This is a genomic window from Azonexus sp. (assembly GCF_030824335.1).
Classification (GTDB): domain Bacteria; phylum Pseudomonadota; class Gammaproteobacteria; order Burkholderiales; family Rhodocyclaceae; genus Azonexus.
In genome coordinates this window covers 32,283-52,368 of the sequence record NZ_JAVBXX010000003.1, presented here as the reverse complement: position 1 = coordinate 52,368, position 20,086 = coordinate 32,283, and the positions used below count along the sequence as shown (strand labels likewise).

General features: G+C 62.3%; 1 protein-coding gene. It reads left to right on the top strand.

Annotation, left to right across the window (positions count from 1 at the left end):
- The first annotated feature begins 19 nt into the window (after positions 1-19).
- Positions 20-20,050, top strand: coding sequence for a non-ribosomal peptide synthetase (locus tag RCI20_RS00240; RefSeq protein ID WP_306602431.1), 20,031 nt, complete (start codon positions 20-22; stop codon positions 20,048-20,050).
- Positions 20,051-20,086 lie beyond the last annotated feature (36 nt).

Below are 20,086 nucleotides of genomic sequence, written 5' to 3'. Positions count from 1 at the left end.
ATAAAGGCGGGGTACGGTGATGGGTGCTGATAACAAGGCGGGAGAGGCTTCAGGCTTGCGCGATGGCATGCGCAATCTGCTTGAGCAGGAGTTGCTCGGTTTGGCCCGGGTTCAGCGGTCGACCGCCAAAAATGCGGCAAATCCACCGCCAACCGAGGCGCCCGGCGCCGCGTCGCTGGATCGTCGTCTGGAAGATGACGTCACGCGCCTTGCCTTGCGTGCCTTGGGCGTGCCAGCCGAGCGTTTTGATACCGGGGAAAATCTGGCCAACTACGGTGCCGACTCGATTGCCATCACAGAGCTGATGGCCCAGATCTCGCGCTTTCTTGGCGTTTCCATTGCCCCCACGACGTTTTTCGAAGCCAAGCATCTGGATGAGCTGTGCACCATCCTGCGCACTCGGCATGGTGCCGCCATCGCCCGGCATTACGCCGGGTCGGCGGAGCCCGTTAAGCCCGTCGCCGCCCCACGTACCGCGGCGCAGGCCAGCCTTGCTGTGGCGAAGGCAGCTAGCCAGGCGCCGGCGATTGACGGCTGGCTGGCCGGATACGGTGTCCGCCGGGTCAAGCCGGCGGCTGCGGCCTTGAGCCCAACGGCCCCGGTGGCTTCAGCGCCACCCCTGCCGGGGCCGGCCGAGCCGGTAGCCATCATCGGCATGGCCGGGAAATTTCCCGGTAGTCCTGACCTCGAAGCCTTTCGCCGCCATCTGCAACAGGGCGATGACTGCATCGTTGAAATTCCGCCGGAACGCTGGGACTGGCGGTCCATTTGGGGCGATCCGAACAAGGGGGCTTTCTGCAATGTGAAATACGGCGGCTTTGTCGACGGTCATGACCAGTTTGATGCAGGCTTCTTCAATATTTCGCCGAAGGAAGCCGAGTTGATGGACCCTCAGCATCGGCTGTTCATCGAGTGCGTCTGGCAGCTTGTCGAAAGTGCCGGTTATGCACCGACTGCGCTGGCAGGTCGAAAGCTTGGCATCTTCCTGGGAATCAACCTGCTCGACTACGTCGGACTGGCCAATGCCCAAGGGCTGATGGAAGCCATGCAGATGACCGGGCTGGGCCATGTTTTCTGCCCCAATCGACTGTCCTTCCTGCTTGATGTTCAGGGACCAAGCGAGGTCATCGATACGGCCTGTTCCAGTTCGCTGGTTGCCGTACACCGGGCGATCATGAGTATCCGCCACGAAGGCTGCGAGATGGCCATCGCCGGTGGTGCCAACCTGATGCTTTCGCCGACCCAGCATTTGATGTTCGCCAAGGTCGGCATGCTCAGTCCGGATGGCCGTTGCAAGACCTTTTCTGCCGCTGCCAATGGTTATGCTCGGAGTGAGGGCGTGGGGGCTGTCCTGCTCAAACGTCTGGATCTGGCCGAACGCGATGGCGATCAGATCCTGGCAGTGATCCGGGGATCGGCCGAAAATCACGGCGGCGCAGCCAGTTCGCTGACCGCACCGAATCCCGCCGCGCAGGCCCGACTGATCGTCGAAGCGCATCGTCAGGCCGCAATCGATCCGCGCAGCGTGACCCAGATCGAATGTCATGGCACCGGCACCCGGCTCGGCGACCCGATCGAACTGGCGGGGCTGAAAACCGCTTTTGCCGAACTCTATCGGGAGCGTGGCTTGCCGCCCCCCGGTGCGCCGCATTGCGTGCTCGGTTCGGTGAAATCCAACATCGGCCATACCGAAACGGCCGCCGGGGTGGCCGGGTTGATCAAGCTCGTCCTGGCCATGCAAGATGGCCTTTGCTACCGCAGCCTGCATTGTGCCGATCCCAATCCCTTGCTCGAACTGGCGGGTAGTCCGTTTCAACTGGCCAGTACCGGACAAGCCTGGCAGCGTCCGGTGATTGATGGCTGCGAACAGCCTCGGCGGGCGGCCATCAGTTCCTTCGGTGCGGGTGGGGCCAACGCCCATCTGGTGCTTGAGGAATACCAGACTCCGGCGCGTCCGGCACCACGGCTTGCCGGTGCCGTCGTGCTGCCGCTGTCGGCCCGGAGCGAGACTGCGCTGCGTGCGGCTGCCGAGGCGTTGCACGCCTGGCTGACCGCCCGGCCACCCTTGTCGGCTGAACTGTTTGCCGGTCTGGCGTATACCCTGCAGATCGGGCGCGATGCCATGCGCTACCGCCTGGCCTGCACAGCCGGTGACGGTGCCGGGTTGGCTGATGGCCTGGCCGCGTTTTTGCGCGGGGAGGCGGGGGCCTGGTGTGTTGGCCAGGTGCCCCGGGACAATGTCGCCGGTCGCGAACTGATCGTCCCAGCCAAGCTGCCAGTCAATGAACTGGCGGCACGCTGGGTGAGTGGTGCCCAAGTCGATTGGGCGGCGGCCTGGGGAAGTGAGACACCACGCCGTCTTGCCCTGCCAACCTATCCCTTCCAGCGTCAGCGCTACTGGTTGCCGGCTGCTGAACCGCTCATCCGGCAGAGCGGCTTGACGCCGCGCGCGCGGGACGACGGCGGTTTCAGCCTGGATTTGACAGGGCAGGAGTTTTTCCTGGCTGATCATCGTGTGCATGGCGTGCCGGTCCTGCCTGGTGTGGCCTACCTTGAAATCGTCCAGCGTGTGGCCGAGGCCCGTGGATTGAAAAATTTCTGCATTCGCCAGTTGATCTGGCAACAGCCTCTACGGGTGACGGCGCCGTTGACCCTGGATATCGGACTGAGCGTCGATGCCAGCGGTTGGCCACGGGTCGAAATTGCCAGTCGCGATGCCGCCGGGCAGCGGCAAGTCCATGCCCAGGCCCGCTTGGCCGCCCGCGAGTCTGTTTCGGCGTCGACGGCCGAATCAGAAGCGATGGACAAGGCGCCAGCGCTCAGCTTGGCGGATTTGCGCGCCGCTCATCCGCAAGTGCTGGGGCAGGATGAGGTTTATCGTGCCTTCGCCGCCATCGGTATCGATTACGGCCCGGCCCACCGGGCGCTACATTCACTGGCCTTGGGCCGTGATGCTCAAGGGCGGCCGCAGGTGCTGGGTGAGTTGTCGTTGCCGGATGGCTTGCTGGCCGACTTGCCGGCATTCGTCCTGCACCCAAGTCTGCTTGATGCGGCCTTCCAGGCCACCATCGGCATGGCGCTGGGAGACAAGGAAAAGGCAGGGGATAGCCAGAAAACAGCCCTGCCGTTTGCCCTTGACCGGGTTGAAATCCATGCTCCCTGTACTTCCCGGATGTGGGTTCGCGTTCGCGCTGGTGAGGCAGCGGAAAGCAGCACTGTGCGCACGCTTGATCTTGACCTGCTCGATGCGTCGGGGAATCTGCGGGTCAGCCTGAGTGGTTTTTGTACCCGCCTGCTGGCGCCGTCTGATGCTGCGCCGGCCGCCGCTAATCTGCTGTTTGCCGCGACCTGGACGCCAATTGCCCAGCCGAGTGTCAGGCCTGGTGTCGCAGAAAACCTCACCGTGCCGTCCTTTGCTCGTCGTCTGGTACTTCTGGCCGGTGCTTCGGCACAGCGGCTGAATGCCCTGGTGGCAGCTTTGCCGGGCCATGAGTGCGTGATTCTCGATGGCGTGACGAGTGGTTCGGCCGATGATTTTTCCCTGGCTGCCGGACTAATGTTGCACCACGTGCAGGCTTTGCTTGGCGAGGCTGTGCGACCAGCGCTTCCGGTCTTTTTGCAACTTGTTCTGGACGGGCCTGCCGCGGCGTCTTTAGTCGGCTTGTCCGGACTCCTGAAAACCGCCCGGCTCGAATATCCCCGGTTGTGCGGCCAGGTCGTTGTGGTTGACGATGGCGAGTTGCTGCCGGCGCTGCATGCCGCCAGTGCGATTCCCGAGCAAGCGCTCGTGCGTCAGACATCGGCCGGCCTGCAGCCAGTTCAGTGGCAGACTCACTGGAAAACTCTGCGCAATCTGAGCGAGAGCGAGACGGTTCCCCGTTCATGGCGCGCTGATGGCGTTTATCTGATTACCGGCGGCGCTGGCGCCATCGGGCGTTTGCTGGTGTGCGACATCCTCGCCCAGGCACCCGCTGCCAACATTGTTCTGACGGGACGTTCGCCTCAGCCGGGTGGTGACTGGCTGGCCGACCTGCAGGCGAACGGGGCGGCGGTCAGCTATCGTGCGGTGGATATGGCTGATGCGCTGGCGGTGCAAGGCTTGATCGAGGCGATTCATCAGACTTGCGGGCGTCTGCATGGCGTTTTTCACTGTGCCGGTCTCTGCGCCGATCAGGCACTGGCCGAGAAAGATCTGGCGAGCATGGCCCGGGTTCTGGCGCCCAAGGTGAGCGGGACCATCCATCTGGATCGTGCGTTGGGCGACCGTGAACTGGATTTTCTTGTCTTGTTCAGTTCTCTGGCTGGTGTTTTCGGCAATCCGGGTCAGGCCGATTATGCCGCAGCCAATGCTTTCCTCGACGATTTCGCCGAGCGCCGCGAACAGCGCAGGATTCAGGGGGTGTGCCAGGGACGTACGCTAGCCATCGCCTGGCCGTTGTGGCAGGACGGCGGGATGAACATGGCGCCGGAAATGCTGCGTTTGATGCGGCAAACCACGGGGCTGACGCCTTTGTCCTCCGCTGCCGCCCTGAATGCCCTGGCCGCCGTGCTCTCCGTCACAACGACTGATCAGCCGGTTCGCCTGCTGGTGATGGCCGGTGACGAGACCCGTTTACAGCGCCGGATTGCCTTGTTAAATCAGCCGGAGGGGCTGCCTGCTTCTGATACTGCCGCTGCTTCCGCCAGTATTCCGGTATCGGCAATTGGCCGACTGGCATCCGTCTCCACCGAAGCATTGCGCGCGCCCTTGCTGGCCGCCCTTACGCACTGTGCCAGTCGTTTGCTCAAGGTCGCCCAGGTCGATCTCGACGCCGATGTCGAACTGGCTGAGTACGGTTTCGATTCGATTGGCTTCACCCAGTTCGCTAATGCGGTCAACGACCAATTTGGCCTGGAAATCACCCCGACACTGTTTTTCGAGTATCCGACCCTCGGTCAACTCGCCGACGGCCTGGCTCAAGGGCATGGCGATGCGCTAGCCAGCCGTCTGGGTATTCTCCCCGCTGCACCGTCACCGCAGGCTGAGACCTCGCAGGGACAAGCACTGGTTGCGCCGATCATGCCATGGCAAGTTGAGCCCGCTGTGGCCCGAGTGGCAACGAGTCTGCACGTGGGGGAACAGTATCGAGCCACAGGGGAGCGTAAGGAGGGGGCCAAAGGTGCGGAACAGCGACGAGGGCAGGAGCCCATCGCCATCGTCAGCCTGACGACGCGTTTTCCCAAGGCCGATGATCCGGAAGCTTTCTGGGCGAATCTTGAAGCCGGGCGCGATTGCATCAGCGAGATTCCCGCCGAGCGCTGGGATTGGCAGGCATGGTGGGGCGATCCGGCCACACAGCCGAACCGGACCCAGATCAAGTGGGGCGGTTTCATCGATGGCATGGCGGCGTTCGATCCCGCTTTCTTCGGACTGTCCGGGCCGGAAGCACGGGCCATGGACCCGCAGCAGCGGTTATTGCTGAGCGAAGCCTGGCATCTGCTTGAGCGCGCCGGGCATGCGCCGCGCAGCCTGTACGGCTCGCGTACCGGCGTTTTCATCGGTATTGCCGACACCGGCTATGGCCGTCTGTCTGCTGCAGCCGGGCAGGGGGTCGAGGGCTATTCGATGACCGGCCTGGCGCCTTCGCTTGGCCCCAACCGGATCAGCTTTCATTTCAATTTCCATGGTCCAAGCCTGGCCGTGGAAACGGCTTGCTCAAGTGCGCTGGTTGCCATCCATCGGGCGGTCGAGGCGATTCACAGTGGTCATTGCGATGCTGCCATTGCGGGGGGCGTCAATGCCCTGCTTTTGCCGGAAGCCTTTGTTGGCTTCAACAAGGCCGGGATGCTGGCGCCGGATGGTCGTTGCAAGCCTTTTGCCGCGACGGCCAACGGCTATGCGCGCGGCGAGGGGGTCGGACTGGTTTTCCTGAAGCGCCTGGCCGATGCCGAGCGCGATGGTGACAACATCCTCGGCGTGATCCGCGCCAGCATGGAAAACCACGGTGGTCGCGCCAGTTCGCTGACCGCACCCAATCCACGGGCGCAGGCTGACTTGTTGCGCCAGGCTTGGCGGAAGGCTGGGGTCGACCCGCGAACCGCCGGTTATATCGAAGCGCATGGTACCGGCACGCCGCTGGGCGACCCGATTGAAGTCGAAGCCCTTGTCGCGGCTTTTGCCGATCTTGAATGCGAGGCTGAGGCGCAATATGGCCCCTTGCCGGTTCAACCCTGCGGCATTGGCTCGGTCAAAGGCAATATTGGCCATCTCGAACTGGCGGCCGGCATCGCCGGCTTGAGCAAGGTGTTGTTGCAGATGGCCCATGGCCGCCTGGTGCCGACCTTGCATTGCGCCACACTGAATCCCTACCTCAAGCTGGCTGGCAGTCGTTTCCAGGTCGTTCGCGAGAGTCAGCCCTGGCCGCGTCCCAGGGATGCTGCCGGGCGTGAATTGCCGCGTCGGGCCGGGGTGAGCAGCTTCGGTTTCGGGGGGAGCAATGCGCATCTGGTGCTTGAAGAGTATCTGCCGCCGTCCTCCTTGGCTCCCGTCTTGCCGAGCGGCCCGGCAATGATTCTGCTTTCGGCGAAGACCCCCGAGCGTCTGTCTATTTCGGCGCGCCAGTTGGCTGCCGCGCTCACTGAGGACATGGCCTTGCCGGAAATCGCCTGGACCCTGCAGGTCGGGCGCGATGCCATGGAACATCGTCTGGCTTTCCTGGCCAATGATCACCGGCAATTGCGCGAGCGCCTGCTGGCCTTTGCCGATGGCCGTGCCGAGGCTGCAGAGGGTTTTCATTTGGGGCAGGTCAAGCCGCACCGGGATACCCTGGCCATTCTTGATGGCGATGAAGAAATGCGGCGAGCTGTTGCCAGCCTGCCGCAGCGTGGCAAACATGACAGCCTGCTGCAACTGTGGGTACGTGGGCTGCTGGTCGATTGGCGGGCACTTTACCCGGAGCATTCGGGCCTGCGGCGTTGCATCTTGCCGGTTTATCCTTTTGCCACGCAACGCTATTGGGTAGACGGCGTTGCGTCACCCGCCCCCATCCTCGTTGCCGATTCGCTGGCGGAGTCGTTGGTTGAGTCGTTGGCTGATTCGCCCCGGAAAGCGCCGCTGTCGGTAGTGGCCGATGTGCCGTCAGCAGCGATGCCTGAATTTGCCGAGGAAACCCCGGTTGACCGCAGAAAACAGGCACTTGCTGCCGTGGTGCAGATCGCTGCGGGTGTTCTTGAAGTCGAGCCCGAGGTGCTGGATGCCGACACCGAATTGGGTGAGTACGGCTTCGACTCGATCACCATGACCGGGTTTGCCACGAAGACCAACGCGATATTGGGCTTGTCCCTGACCCCGGCCGATTTCTTCGAATTCGCCACGCTGGCTCGCTTGGCCGGCCATATCGCGGCACTCCCGGCTTTTGGCTCGGTGCAAGACAAGAAACCGTCTTTGGCCCCGTCAGCCATACCATCGCCTGCGCCGCGCACCCAGCCGGCCAGTCGGGCGTCGGCAGCAGCGCAGCGGCGGATTTTGCTGCCCAGCTCGCCGGATGATGACGATCCAATCGCCATTGTCGGGGTCAGTTGCCGTTTGCCGATGGCCAATGACCTCGATGCCTTCTGGCAAAACCTGCTCGAAGGACGGGATTGCATCAGCGAAATTCCCGCCGAACGCTGGGATTGGCGTGAGTTTTATGGCGATCCGAAACAGGAGCCAAGCAAAACCAATATCCGCTGGGCCGGCTTCATCGACGGGGTGTTTGAATTCGACCCGCTGTTTTTTGGTATTTCCCCCCGCGAAGCCAAATTGATGGACCCGCAGCAGCGCCTGATGATGATGTACATCTGGAAGGCCATCGAGGATGCCGGCCACGCCCCGCGGGAATGGGCCGGTCGGTCGGTCGGCTTGTTTGTCGCCACTTCTTCCAGCGGCTATCGCGAGATGATCGGTGAAGATACGGGGGGCGAGGGCTATGTCGCCACCGGGGCTGTCCCCTCCGTCGGCCCTAACCGGATGAGTTATTTCCTCGATTGGCATGGCCCCAGCGAACCGGTGGAAACGGCTTGCTCCAGTTCGCTGGTTGCACTGCATCGGGCCATTCAGTCGATGCGTAGTGGCGATTGCGAAATGGCGGTGGTCGGTGGCGTCAATACGATTGTCACGCCGGAAGCCCACATCAATTTTGCCAAGGCCGGCATGTTGTCGCCGGATGGTCGTTGCCAGACTTTTTCGGCCAAGGCGAATGGTTATGTTCGGGGCGAAGGCGTCGGCATGATTGTCTTGCGTCGGCTATCCGATGCCCGCCGTGATGGCGACCCGATTTATGCCGTGGTTCGCGGTTCTGCGGTCAACCATGGTGGACGGGCCAATTCCTTGACTGCGCCCAATACGGCCGCCCAGTCGGCTGTCTTGCAGGCGGCCTATGGTCGGGCCGGGGTGGATGTGGCCAGCGTTGGCTACATCGAAGCCCACGGCACCGGTACGCCGCTTGGCGACCCGGTTGAAATCAATGCGCTGAAATCGGCCTTCCACGCGTTGGGGGCTTCTGACGCGGTGCCTGCCACTTGCGCCATCGGTTCGGTAAAAAGCAATATCGGCCACCTTGAACTGGCCGCGGGCATGGCCAGCATCATCAAGGTGCTGCTGCAAATGCGCCACCGCACGCTGGTGGCCAGCTTGCATAGTGCCGAAATCAACCCTTACATCGATCTGGGCGGCAGCCCGTTCTTCATCGTCCGTGACAAGCAGCATTGGCCGGCCGTGTTGGCCGCTGATGGCAGCCCGCTGCCACGTCGGGCCGGGATCAGCAGTTTTGGCTTCGGTGGCGTGAATGCCCATGTCGTGCTGGAAGAGTTCGTGCAGGACGAGTCTCTGGCAAACGCTGCCAGTCAGGCGGCAAGCGGGGGGGAGGTGCTGGTTCCGCTTTCCGCCAGGGATGACGAACGCTTGCGCGAGCAGGTTGGCTTGCTGCTTGCAGCCCTCGCGACAGGTCGTTATACCGAGGCCGATTTGCCCGATCTGGCGTGGACCCTGCAGATTGGCCGTGAGGCGATGAAGTGCCGGCTGGCAGTCGTCGTCGATTCGCTATCCAGCCTGCGTTCTGCCTTGCAGGGCTGGCTCGATGGTTGTAGCGATGCGGTCTGCAGTAGTCGGGTCGAAGCGGCTCGGGGCGTTGCCGCCGCACCGGCCAGCGGCAGTTGGCATGAGATTGGCCGACAGTGGGTGCGTGGGGCGGAGGTGATTTGGCCGGCCCGGCCGGATGGTCGTCGTCTGTCGCTACCGAGCTATCCCTTTGCCCGCGAGACATACCGGATCGGGATGCCGGGCCGCCAGGTGATGCGGACAGTCGGTCTCGCTCAAACTCCCGCGCGAACTCCGGCACAAGCTGTCATGCAACTGGCCAGTGATGGCGCGGCGCTGTGGCGGCTGGAGGCCACGGCATTTTATCTGCGCGATCACCGCGTCGGCGGTGTGCCGATGTTGCCCGGAGCGATGAGCGTGGAACTGGCACGCATGGCTTATACGCTGAAGCAGGGTAAGTCTGCCTTGAGCATGCGCCAGGTGGTCTGGCTGAAGCCCGTCACGCTGGATGATGCTTGTGCCTTCCTGCGACTGAGCTTGACACCCGCGGCTGGCGGGCAAAACTTCCGTTTGTGCACCGGGGAGTTTTCTGATGGCGCGGTTCATGTTCAGGGGCAGGTGGGGCCGCTCGGTGTTGCGGCGCCAGCGCCCTTGCTGCGCCAGCAGGTGGCCGAAGCCTGCCCGCGCATTCTGACGCCGGCCTGGCTTTATTCGCGCTATGCCGCCCTTGGCCTGGATTACGGCCCGGCTTTCCGGGTGGTGAGTGAACTGCAGGCCGGGCCGGATCAATTCCTTGCCCGTCTGACCCTGCCTGCAGCCGCCGTTTCCGACACGCCGTTTGTGATTCATCCGGTGATGCTCGACGGAGCCTTCCAGGCCTGTCTGGCATTCTTCGCCGATGCTTCCGGGGAGGCGCAGGCGGCTTTACCCTTCGTCATCGAGACGCTGCATGTGCATCGTCCGACCGTCCCGCAGATGTGGGTTCATGGGCGTTTGGTGGCTGGTGATGGGCACGTGCGCAAGATTGATCTTGATTTGGCTGATGCTGATGGCCAGGTCTGTATCCAGGTGCGGGGTTTTTCCGTGCGCCTGCAAGCGCCGATTGAACGGGATGCACGTCGTGAGCAGGCAATGGCCACTGGTGGCACGCTGGCCGGTGCCCGCCGCTACCTGGCCGGCCTGATTGCCGAGGAGGCCAGTCTGGCGCCGACGGCGATCGACCCAGCGGCGGCGCTTGAGGCCTATGGCATCGATTCAATCATGATCGTTCGCTTGACCGACCGCCTGGAGCAGGATTTCGGGCGTTTGTCGAAAACCTTGTTCTTCGATCACCAGACCCTGGATGCGCTGGCCAGCTATTTCATGACCGAGCACGCGGCGCAGTTGGCCGTGGTTTTGGGCGATGGGCCGGATGAGGTATTGAACATCCCGCCCGCCGGGGAAGTAGCGCTCGGTGCGGCGGCATTGTTCCCGACGGTGGCAAACTCGGCGGCACCCTCGACGTGCGACGGGGGTATCGCCATCGTTGGTTTGGCCGGGCGCTATCCGGGGGCTGGCAACCTCGATGAATTCTGGGCCAATCTGGTGGCTGGGCGGGATTGCGTCAGCGAAGTGCCGGCGGCTCGTTGGGACCATGCGGCCTATTACGACTCCGCTCGTGGCGTAGCGGGCAAGACCAACAGCAAATGGGGCGGTTTCATCGACGACGTCGATTGCTTCGATCCGCAGTTCTTCAACATTGCACCCCGCGAGGCCGGTTACCTTGATCCGCAGGAACGGCTGTTCCTGCAATGTGCCTGGGAAACCCTGGAGGATGCCGGCTACACCCGAGCCGCCTTGGCGCGTGCCGAGACCCCGTTGTCGGGGGGTAGTGTCGGCGTCTTCGTTGGTGTGATGTACGAGGAATACCAGTTGTACGGCGCCGAGAGCACGCAACGCGGCCAGCCGCTGGCGCTCAGTGGCAGCGCGGCCTCGATTGCCAACCGGGTATCGTATTTCTGCAACCTGCATGGACCGAGTCTGGCTGTGGACAGCATGTGTTCATCTTCGCTGACGGCCATTCATCTGGCCTGCGAAAGTCTGCGTGCCGGCGGTTGCGAGATGGCCCTGGCGGGGGGGGTGAATCTCACCCTGCATCCGAATAAATATCTGGCGCTTGCCCAGGGGCGTTTCACCTCGAGCAAGGGACGTTGCGAGAGTTTCGGAGAGGGAGGCGACGGCTACGTGCCGGGCGAAGGCGTCGGGGCTGTGTTGCTCAAGCCTCTGGCCCGGGCCGAGGCCGATGGCGATCGCATTTATGGCGTCATTCGCGGCTCGGCCCTGAATCACGGCGGCAAGACCAACGGCTATGCCGTGCCGAATCCGCATGCCCAGGAGGCTGTGATTCGCCGCGCCATGGCCAAAGCCGGGGTGGCCCCCTGTGCGGTGAGCTACGTCGAGGCCCACGGCACCGGCACCAGTCTCGGCGACCCCATCGAAATTGCGGCATTGGCTCGTGCATTCACGGCCGGGGAGGGCGTTGCAGCGGGGGGCTGCGCCATCGGCTCGGTCAAGTCCAATATCGGTCATGCCGAAAGTGCCGCCGGTATTGCCGGCTTGACCAAAGTGCTGCTGCAGATGCAACACGGCCAACTGGTGCCGTCACTGCACAGCGAGCGACTGAACCCGAATATCGATTTTGCCGCCACGCCCTTCATCGTCCAGCGCCGCCTGCAAGCCTGGCCACGCCAGCAGACAGCGTCCGGGGTGGTGCCGCGTATTGCCGGTCTTTCTTCCTTCGGCGCCGGTGGCAGCAATGCTCATCTGGTGATCGAGGAATACATCACTAGCGTCTCGCGTCGTCTGCCAGGCGTCGCTTGGCCGGGCGTCTTCCCGTTTTCGGCACGCGACACAGCGCGTCTTGGCGAACTGCTGCGGCGCATGCGGCAGGCCTTGCTCGGCCTGGCCGAGACCGATCTCCCAGCGGTAGCGCGTTGCCTGCAAATGGATCGGGAGGCTTTCGAGCAGCGGGTCGTCATACTGGCTGTCGACCGTCGCCAGTTGATCGAACGAATTGATGACCAAATCAAACTGTTGGCTGCACCGGCTATTTCCGCTGCTATTCACGTCGCCACGGCTACCTCCAGCCCGGAAGGCGAGTTGGCTGCACGCTGGATGGCCGGGGAAACGGTCAATTGGTTGGCCTTGTGGCCAGCGGGGCCGCTGCCACCCAAAATAGGCTTGCCGACTTATCCCTTCGCCCGCGAGCGTTATTGGGTGCCGGGTTCGACATCTGTTGCCGCCCAGCGTGAAGACAGTACAAACCACCTGCGCATCAGTCTGCCACCGGCTGCCCGGCCTACCCAGCCGCCTTTGCTGTTTACGCCCGAATGGCGTCCTGTCGCATTGCTGCCGATCGAGCCGCCGGCATCGACCTGGGTGGTACTGTGCGAACCCGGCGAATGGCTTGCTGAATTGTCTGTCGCGCTGGCACCCGCCGAATATCGGATTCTTGATCAGCGCACGCAGAGCATTGCCCAGCGTTATACGGTCTACGCCCAGTTTTTGCTGGAAATGATCCAGGACCTGGTCAAGCAACGGCCAGACCGGGCCTTGCTCCAGGTGGTCGTTCCACTGGCCGGCGAAACGGGATTGTTTGCCGGACTGGCTGGTCTGTTGCGCACGGCCGGACAGGAACATCCGGCCTTGCGTTGCCAGTTGCTGGCGCTGGATGAAAGTGAAACCGACCCGCTTGGCGTGTTGCGGGCCGAGCAGGCCAGCGCCGATCTGCTGGTGCGTTATGTCGGGGCAGAGCGTCAGATTCCGGTTTGGCGCGAGTTGCTCGTTTCCGCCGCTGAGTCTGCTAAAAAGCAGGCGGGGAAAGCGCCTTGGCGGGATGGCGGGGTTTACTTGATCACCGGTGGTGCTGGCGGTCTTGGCCTTTTGCTGGCTGAACACATTGCCAGCCAGACGCAGGGCGCTCTACTTTGTCTGGTCGGCCGTTCAGCACCCAGCGCCGAGCTGCAAGCCCGCTTGGCGGCGCTGCCCGCTCAGGTCATCTATCGGGCGGCCGACATTGCCGATATGGCGTCGGCACAGCAGGTGGTTGACGAATTGCGCCAGATCCGGGGGCCGATCAACGGCATCATTCACGCTGCAGGTATTACCCGCGACAAGCTGTTGCTGCGCAAAAATCCGCAAGAGTTGGCGGCCGTACTGGCGCCCAAAGTGGCCGGGCTGTATGCGCTGGATCAGGCGACGGCAGCTTGCGACCTTGATTGCGTCATCTTGTTCGCCTCGCTATCGGGGGCCTTGGGCAATCCGGGACAGGCCGATTACGCCTGTGCCAATGCCTGGCTCGACGCTTTCGCCGCCTATCGCAACCGCCTGCAGGCAGAGGGGCGCAGGCGGGGCAAGACTTTATCCATCGACTGGCCGTATTGGCGCGATGGCGGGATGCGCCTGGACGACAGGCAAATTCAGGCCATGGTGGCGCATAGTGGCGTGCACCCCTTGACGACAGAAGGTGCGTGGGCAGCGCTTGATCTGGCTTGGGATCATCGTCAGGTGGATCAAGTCCTGGTGCTTGACGGTGACGACCCCGATCGTCTGCGTGCATTGCTTGGGCTTGGTGTGGTGCGATCAGCGGAGGCGCTTGCTGTGCCCCCCGGTTTGCCGCCAGGCGCGCCGGATTTGAAAGCCTGCGTCGTCCATTGGCTGGCAGAAAATCTGGCTGAAGTTACCGGTCTCACCGTGCAGGGAATTGATCCGTTTCATGCAGTCGACCGCTATGGTCTGGATTCTGTACTTGCCATGCAGATGATTGAGCGCCTGGAGCGAAGTCTGGGGATTTTGCCGAAGACGCTATTGTTTGAATACCCGAGCGTCGACCGACTGGCTGATGCGCTTCTGAGCTCGCACGCTGCCAGTCTGGCTGCATTGCTCACGATGCCAGACGGGCAGTCTGCCGAACCAGGCGCTGAACACGCGTTGACAGCGACCGAGGCAGAGCCGCTTCGCCCTGCGCCGGTTTCCGACAAACGCCCCGTCAACCCCGACATTGCAGTCATCGCCGTAGCCGGGCGCTACCCCGGCGCCGAAAACATCGAGGAGTTTTGGGCGGCGTTGCAGGCCGGACGTGATTGTGTGACGGAAATTCCCGCCGAACGCTGGGATCTGCAGGATACCTATTCGCCCAACAAGGGCGAGCCGGGGCGTAGTTATTGCAAATGGGGCGGCTTCCTCGAAAACATTGATTGTTTCGATCCCGGATTCTTTGGCCTGTCGGCGCGCGATGCCATCTTGATGGACCCGCAGGAGCGCCTCTTCCTGCAAACGGTATGGCATCTGCTTGAGCGGGGCGGGCACACCCGGGACTGGCTACGCCAGCATTACGACGCCCGGGTCGGTGTTTTTGTCGGCGCGATGTATCACCCGTATCACGCAGTTGATACGGACGATGAAAGTCGCATGCTGGTGGCCCAGTCATCGCATGCCAGTCTGGCGAACCGGGTTTCGTTCTTTTTTGATCTGCAGGGGCCGAGTATTGCGGTCGACACGATGTGTTCCTCCGGATTGCAGGCGGTTCATCTGGCCGTCCAGAGCCTGCAACGTGGCGAATGTGCGCTGGCGATTGCGGGCGGGGTCAATCTGACCCTGAGTTCGAGCAAGTACATTGCGCTTTCCCGGGCGGGCATGCTGGGGAGCCAGGTCGATAGCCGAAGTTTCGGCGATGGTGATGGCTATTTGCCGGCCGAAGGCGTTGGCGCGGTGCTGCTCAAACCGATGGCTGACGCACTGCGCGATGGCGACCCGGTGATTGCCGTGATCAAAGCCAGTTCGGCCAATCACGCCGGGCATTCCGCGGGTTATGGGGTGCCCAGCGGCGATGCCCAGGCACGGTTGATCGAGGAAAATTTCCGGCGCGCTGCAATCGATCCGCGCAGCGTCGGCTATGTCGAAGCCGCAGCCAATGGCTCTGCGCTCGGCGATGCCATCGAGTTTAGGGCCTTGACCCGGGCTTTCCGGGCATTTACTGCGGACGAAGGTTTTTGCCGCATCGGTTCGGTCAAAGCCAATCTGGGGCATGGTGAGTCTGCCTCCGGCATGGCGCAACTGACCAAGGTTTTGTTGCAACTCGAACATCGGCAACTGGTTCCTGGCGTGCTGCTTGAGTCGCTCAGTCCCCATCTGCAATTCGCCGGCTCGCCGTTCCTGCCGCAGCGTGCCCTGGAACCATGGCAGGCATCGTTGCCGAGTGGTGGGCCGTTGCGGGCGACGGTCAGTTCCTTCGGGGCTGGTGGGGCCAATGTGCATTTGATTCTTGAAGCTGCGCCTGAGCTTGCAAGCACGCTTGGACCTGAGGCGGCGCCGGCGCTGCCAGAATCCCGGCGGGCTCATCGCTTCCCGCTGTTTGCCCGAGATCCGGGACGTCTGGCCGAACTTCTTTCCTTGATGCGCGACTATCTGGAACGTCACCCTGATGTTTCTCTGGCTCGACTGGCCGCAACGCTGCAATATCGGCGCGAGCCGATGGCATGTGCCTGGGAAACAGTGGCGGTCGACCGTGCTGAGTTGATCGCTCGTCTGAGCGCTGACGTCATGCTGGATGCTACGCGAGATGCCGGACTGGCGGATGCGGTGGCAGCAGCCGATCCGACACTGCCGCCGCTGGTTTTGCCGGGCTATCCCTTTGCCCGTGAGCATTACTGGCTACCCCGTCCAGCGCAAGCGGCGATTCGGGACAGTCTGCCGGCTGAGGCGGTGAACCCGGTGCCGGCAAAGCCGCTCGACGCGAATGCGTTGCTGGAGATGATCCTTGACTGCATGGCCAGCGAATTGTGTGCTGCTCGGGCTAGTCTGAATAAGGACTCGACCTTCCGCCAGCAGGGGGCTGATTCAATGCTTGGCCTGCGCCTGATTTATCGCCTGGCTGAGGCGACTAGCGTGCAATTGCGCCATGCTGATCTGGAAAAGTTTCCGACGCCTGCCGCATTGGCCGCCGAAGTCTTGCGCCGTCAGGGCGATGTTGCTGTGTTCGTGCAACCCAATTCAGTTGCCACTCCTGCGGTGGCTTACCCGCTGTCCGAGGGGCAGAAGGGCTTGTGGCGCTGGCAACAGCTTTATCCGGCCTTGACGGCTTATAACCTGCCTTTGGCTTTTTGCGTGGACGGGGTGGTGCTGCCGGTTCTGGAACAGACGTGCCGTGCTGTAGTTGCCGCCTGGCCCTTGCTGGCTAGCCGGATTGTTGCACTGGATGATGGCGAGCCCGAGTGGCAGCCAGCCTTGACGCCGGCGATGGTGAATGTGCTGACTCTGGCGCCGGAAATGTCGCTTGACGCCGCTGTCGCAGCACGTACTCGCCTGGCCCTTGATCTGACGGAATTGCCTGGCCGCTTCGAATTGCTGCGGGGGGGGAGTCAGGATGTCGTCCTGATCCTGATACACCACATCGTCTTCGATGGCTTGTCGGCGGTTCATTTCAGTCGCTATTTCTGGTCCTGTTATGGTCGTTTGCTGGCTGGCCAGCCTGTACTGGCGCCACCGCACGCAGCGAGCTTTGCCGAGTTTGTCGCCTGGGAGCGTGCCTATCTGGCGAGCCAGACCGGGCTGGCCGATCTTGCCTACTGGCAAACCGAGCTGGGTAGTGGGTCGGATGGCGGCTCGGTGGGCGACCTGCCGGTTCTCGATTTGCCCCGGTGTTTTGGTACGGTCCAGACGCAGCCTGGTTGTGGTGCCAGCCTGTCCCGGGAGTTGCCGACTGATCTGGTTCTGGCCTGCCGGGATTGTGCCCAGGCTTTGGCGATCAATCCGTCAGCCTTCTTTCTCGGGGTCTTGCATATCCTGCTTTATCGCTATACGGGGCAGGAAGATATTGTGGTTGGCATGCCGGTCGTCGGGCGGCCGGATCGGCGATTCGAGCAGAGCATCGGGTATTTCGCCAATCTGCTGGCGATCCGTGCTTTCCCGCGCGGCGATATGGCCGCCGGTGAATTTTTGCAGGCCATGCAGTTGCGTTTGATCGAAGGCATGGATCATGGGGCATGGCCTTTTGCGACCTTGCCCGGAAAAATGAAATTTGCCAACGGGCGTACTTCTTCGGATTTGCTCTCCCTGGTTCAGGTCATTTTCGGCTGGCAGAGTTTTATCGAGCCGCAGGACTTCTCGGCCGATGCCGGGGTCGCCGTGCGTCATATCTCTGGGGCGCGTCAATCAGGGGATGTGCCGCTGGCGCTGGAGTTCCATGCCGAAGGTGATCAGCTTCATCTGGTGGTGGCGTTTGATGAAGGATGTTTTGATCGCGACACGATTGAACGCCTGCTCGGCCATTACCAGAATCTTGCTGCGGCGATCTGTCGTGAGAAGCAGTTGCCGATTGGCCAGCTCGACATGCTGGGTGCCGCTGAGCGCTGCTGCTTGCTGGATGACTGGAGTGGCCGGAATCAGCCGCTGCCTTCGACAACGGGATCCGTGGTGGAGTGGATTGTGCAGCAGGCTAGCCTGAGTCCGGAGGCGACGGCGCTAATCGTCGGCGCAGAACGTCTGAGTTACGGCGAATTAACCGAGCGCGCCTGGCGTCTGGCCAGCTATCTGAATACCTGGGGGGTGAAACCCGGACAGGCTGTCGCGGTGTTGCTCGGGCGTTCTGCTGACAGCATCGTCGCACTGCTTGCGACACTTCGGCTAGGACTGATCTGGGTTCCTCTGGAGGCGGATTGTCCCAGGCAGCGGCTGGCACTTATTCTGGCCGATGCGGCGCCGGTGCTGATCATTGCCGAGACGGCAAGTCAGGCGCAACTACCGCTGGAGGATGTGCCGGTTGTCTTGCTTGACCGGATGCATGGTGCGATAGAGCGTAGTCCGCAACTGATCGAGCCGCCTTGCGTCACTCCGGATAGCCCGGCTTACCTGATCTATACCTCGGGTTCGACCGGTAATCCCAAGGGCGTTGCGGTCTCGCATGGTGCGTTGGCGGTGCATTGTGCGGCAGTGATGGCGCATTACGCTTTGTCCCCAGTCGACCGGGTCTTGCAGTTTGCTTCGCACCATGTCGATGCTGCGCTCGAGCAAATAGTGCCTACCTTGACCGTTGGTGCTTGTCTGGTCATGCGCGATCAACAGCTCTGGTCTCCATTCGCACTTGCCGAGGTCTTTTCATCTCAAGGGGTGAGCGTTGCCGATCTGCCGCCGGCCTATCTGCGGGATGTGCTGCAAGCTTGGCGTGAAGAGCCGGTCACTGTTTCGTGTCCCAGATTGTTGATCGCCGGAGGCGAGGCTTTGGCGCCGGAATTGCTTGATCTGTGGCGCCAGAGTCCCTTGGCCAATGCCCGTTTCCTCAATGCCTACGGTCCTACCGAAGCGACCATTACGGCAACGGTATGTGATGTTCGGGCTGAGTGTTCCGGGGATGTCGTGCCAAATAGTGTACCAATCGGCCGTCCGCTGGCCGGTGGCTGGGTTTATATCCTGGATCGGGATGGCAATCCTGTACCGGAAGGGGTCATAGGCGAGCTGGTGATTGGTGGGCCACGTGTGGCGCAGGGCTATCGTGGACAAACTGGCGAACACGCGACGCTCAATGCGACGCGTTTTCGTCCTGATGCATTTGCCGATGACGGGCTCGACCAGCGCGTCTATTACAGTGGTGATCTTGCCCGTTACCTACCTGGCGCGCAGGGCTTGATCGCTTTCCACGGTCGACGTGATCTACAGGTAAAAATCCGCGGTTTCCGCATTGAACCGGGGGAAGTCGAGACACTGCTGCGCCAGGCCGGTGCCGTCGATGCCGTGGTAATGGCACGCACCGGAAGCGGTGCAGATCCCTCGTTGATCGCCTATGTGGTTGCAAATGGCCAGCCTGACGAGGCTGGGTTTCGTCGTTGGCTCGCCGAACGTTTGCCGGCTGCCATGTGTCCTGCCAGTTATGTTTTTCTCGCACGTCTGCCAATGACGCAGGGGGGCAAGATCGACCGTCAGGCCTTGCCACTCCCGCCTTTGCCGGGGGCTGCCCAAGAGCGGGCGGTGCAGGATGAAGTTGAACTCGCGCTGGGCGAATTCTGGTGCCGTTTACTCGGCCTGAGTTCGGTGACTGCAGCGGATGATTTTTTCCTCTGCGGCGGTCATTCCCTGCTTGTGCTTCAATTGCTTGGCCTGATTCGCCGGCACTTTGGCCGCAGCTTGTCGATGTCTGCCTTGCTGGCGGCGCCCACGCTGGGCCAACAGGCGGCTTTGCTGCGTCAAGACGCTGGCGTTGCCGAGTCTTCTCCGCTGGTCTTGCTCCATTCGGGTGGTCGTGCTGCGCCGGTATTTTTCATGCACCCGGTTGGTGGCGGTGTCGGCTGCTACCGCGAGTTGGCCAGTCGGCTGGCCGGTGACCGTCCGGTTTATGGCTTGCAGTCGCCGGCCCTGGACGGTTCACTCGCCACAGGAAGTCTGCCGGAGATGGCGGCGGTGCTGCTCGGTGCATTGCGCAGTGTTCAATCGCGTGGTCCCTATTTTCTTGCCGGCTGGTCGATGGGTGGGATATTGGCTTATGAAATGGCGCAGCAATTGACCCGGGCCGGTGAGAAAGTGGCTTTGCTGGCGCTGATTGATAGTTATCCGCCCGCCTTGTTGCGCCAGCTTGAGGCGGCTGATGGCGTTGGCGAAGGGCTGTCGGATGCTGATCCAGCAAGCCGTTGGCGCCAGGCTTTCGTGCAGGATTTGAGGGCGCAGGCCGGGACTGGTGCGCCAATTCCTGGCGAACAGGAGGCACACCTGTTGCGGATTTTTCAGGCGCATAGCGCAGCGTTCGAGTCTTATCGTCCCGAAAGCTACGATGGTCCCGTGACGCTTTTCGCCTGTGCTCAGCCGGCATTGCGCGAGCAGGTTCAAGCCTGGGGGGCATTGGCGCCGCGTGGTCTGTTGCTCAGGGAGTTGTCTGGAGATCATTACAGCATTCTGCAGGCTCCCCAGGTGGCTCAGTTAGCCGAGTATCTGGTGGACAGCTTTGGCGAGAGCGGGTTCTTTGCCAAATAAATATCAATTTCCGTTGCTTCGTGTGGAGTTTTGCCA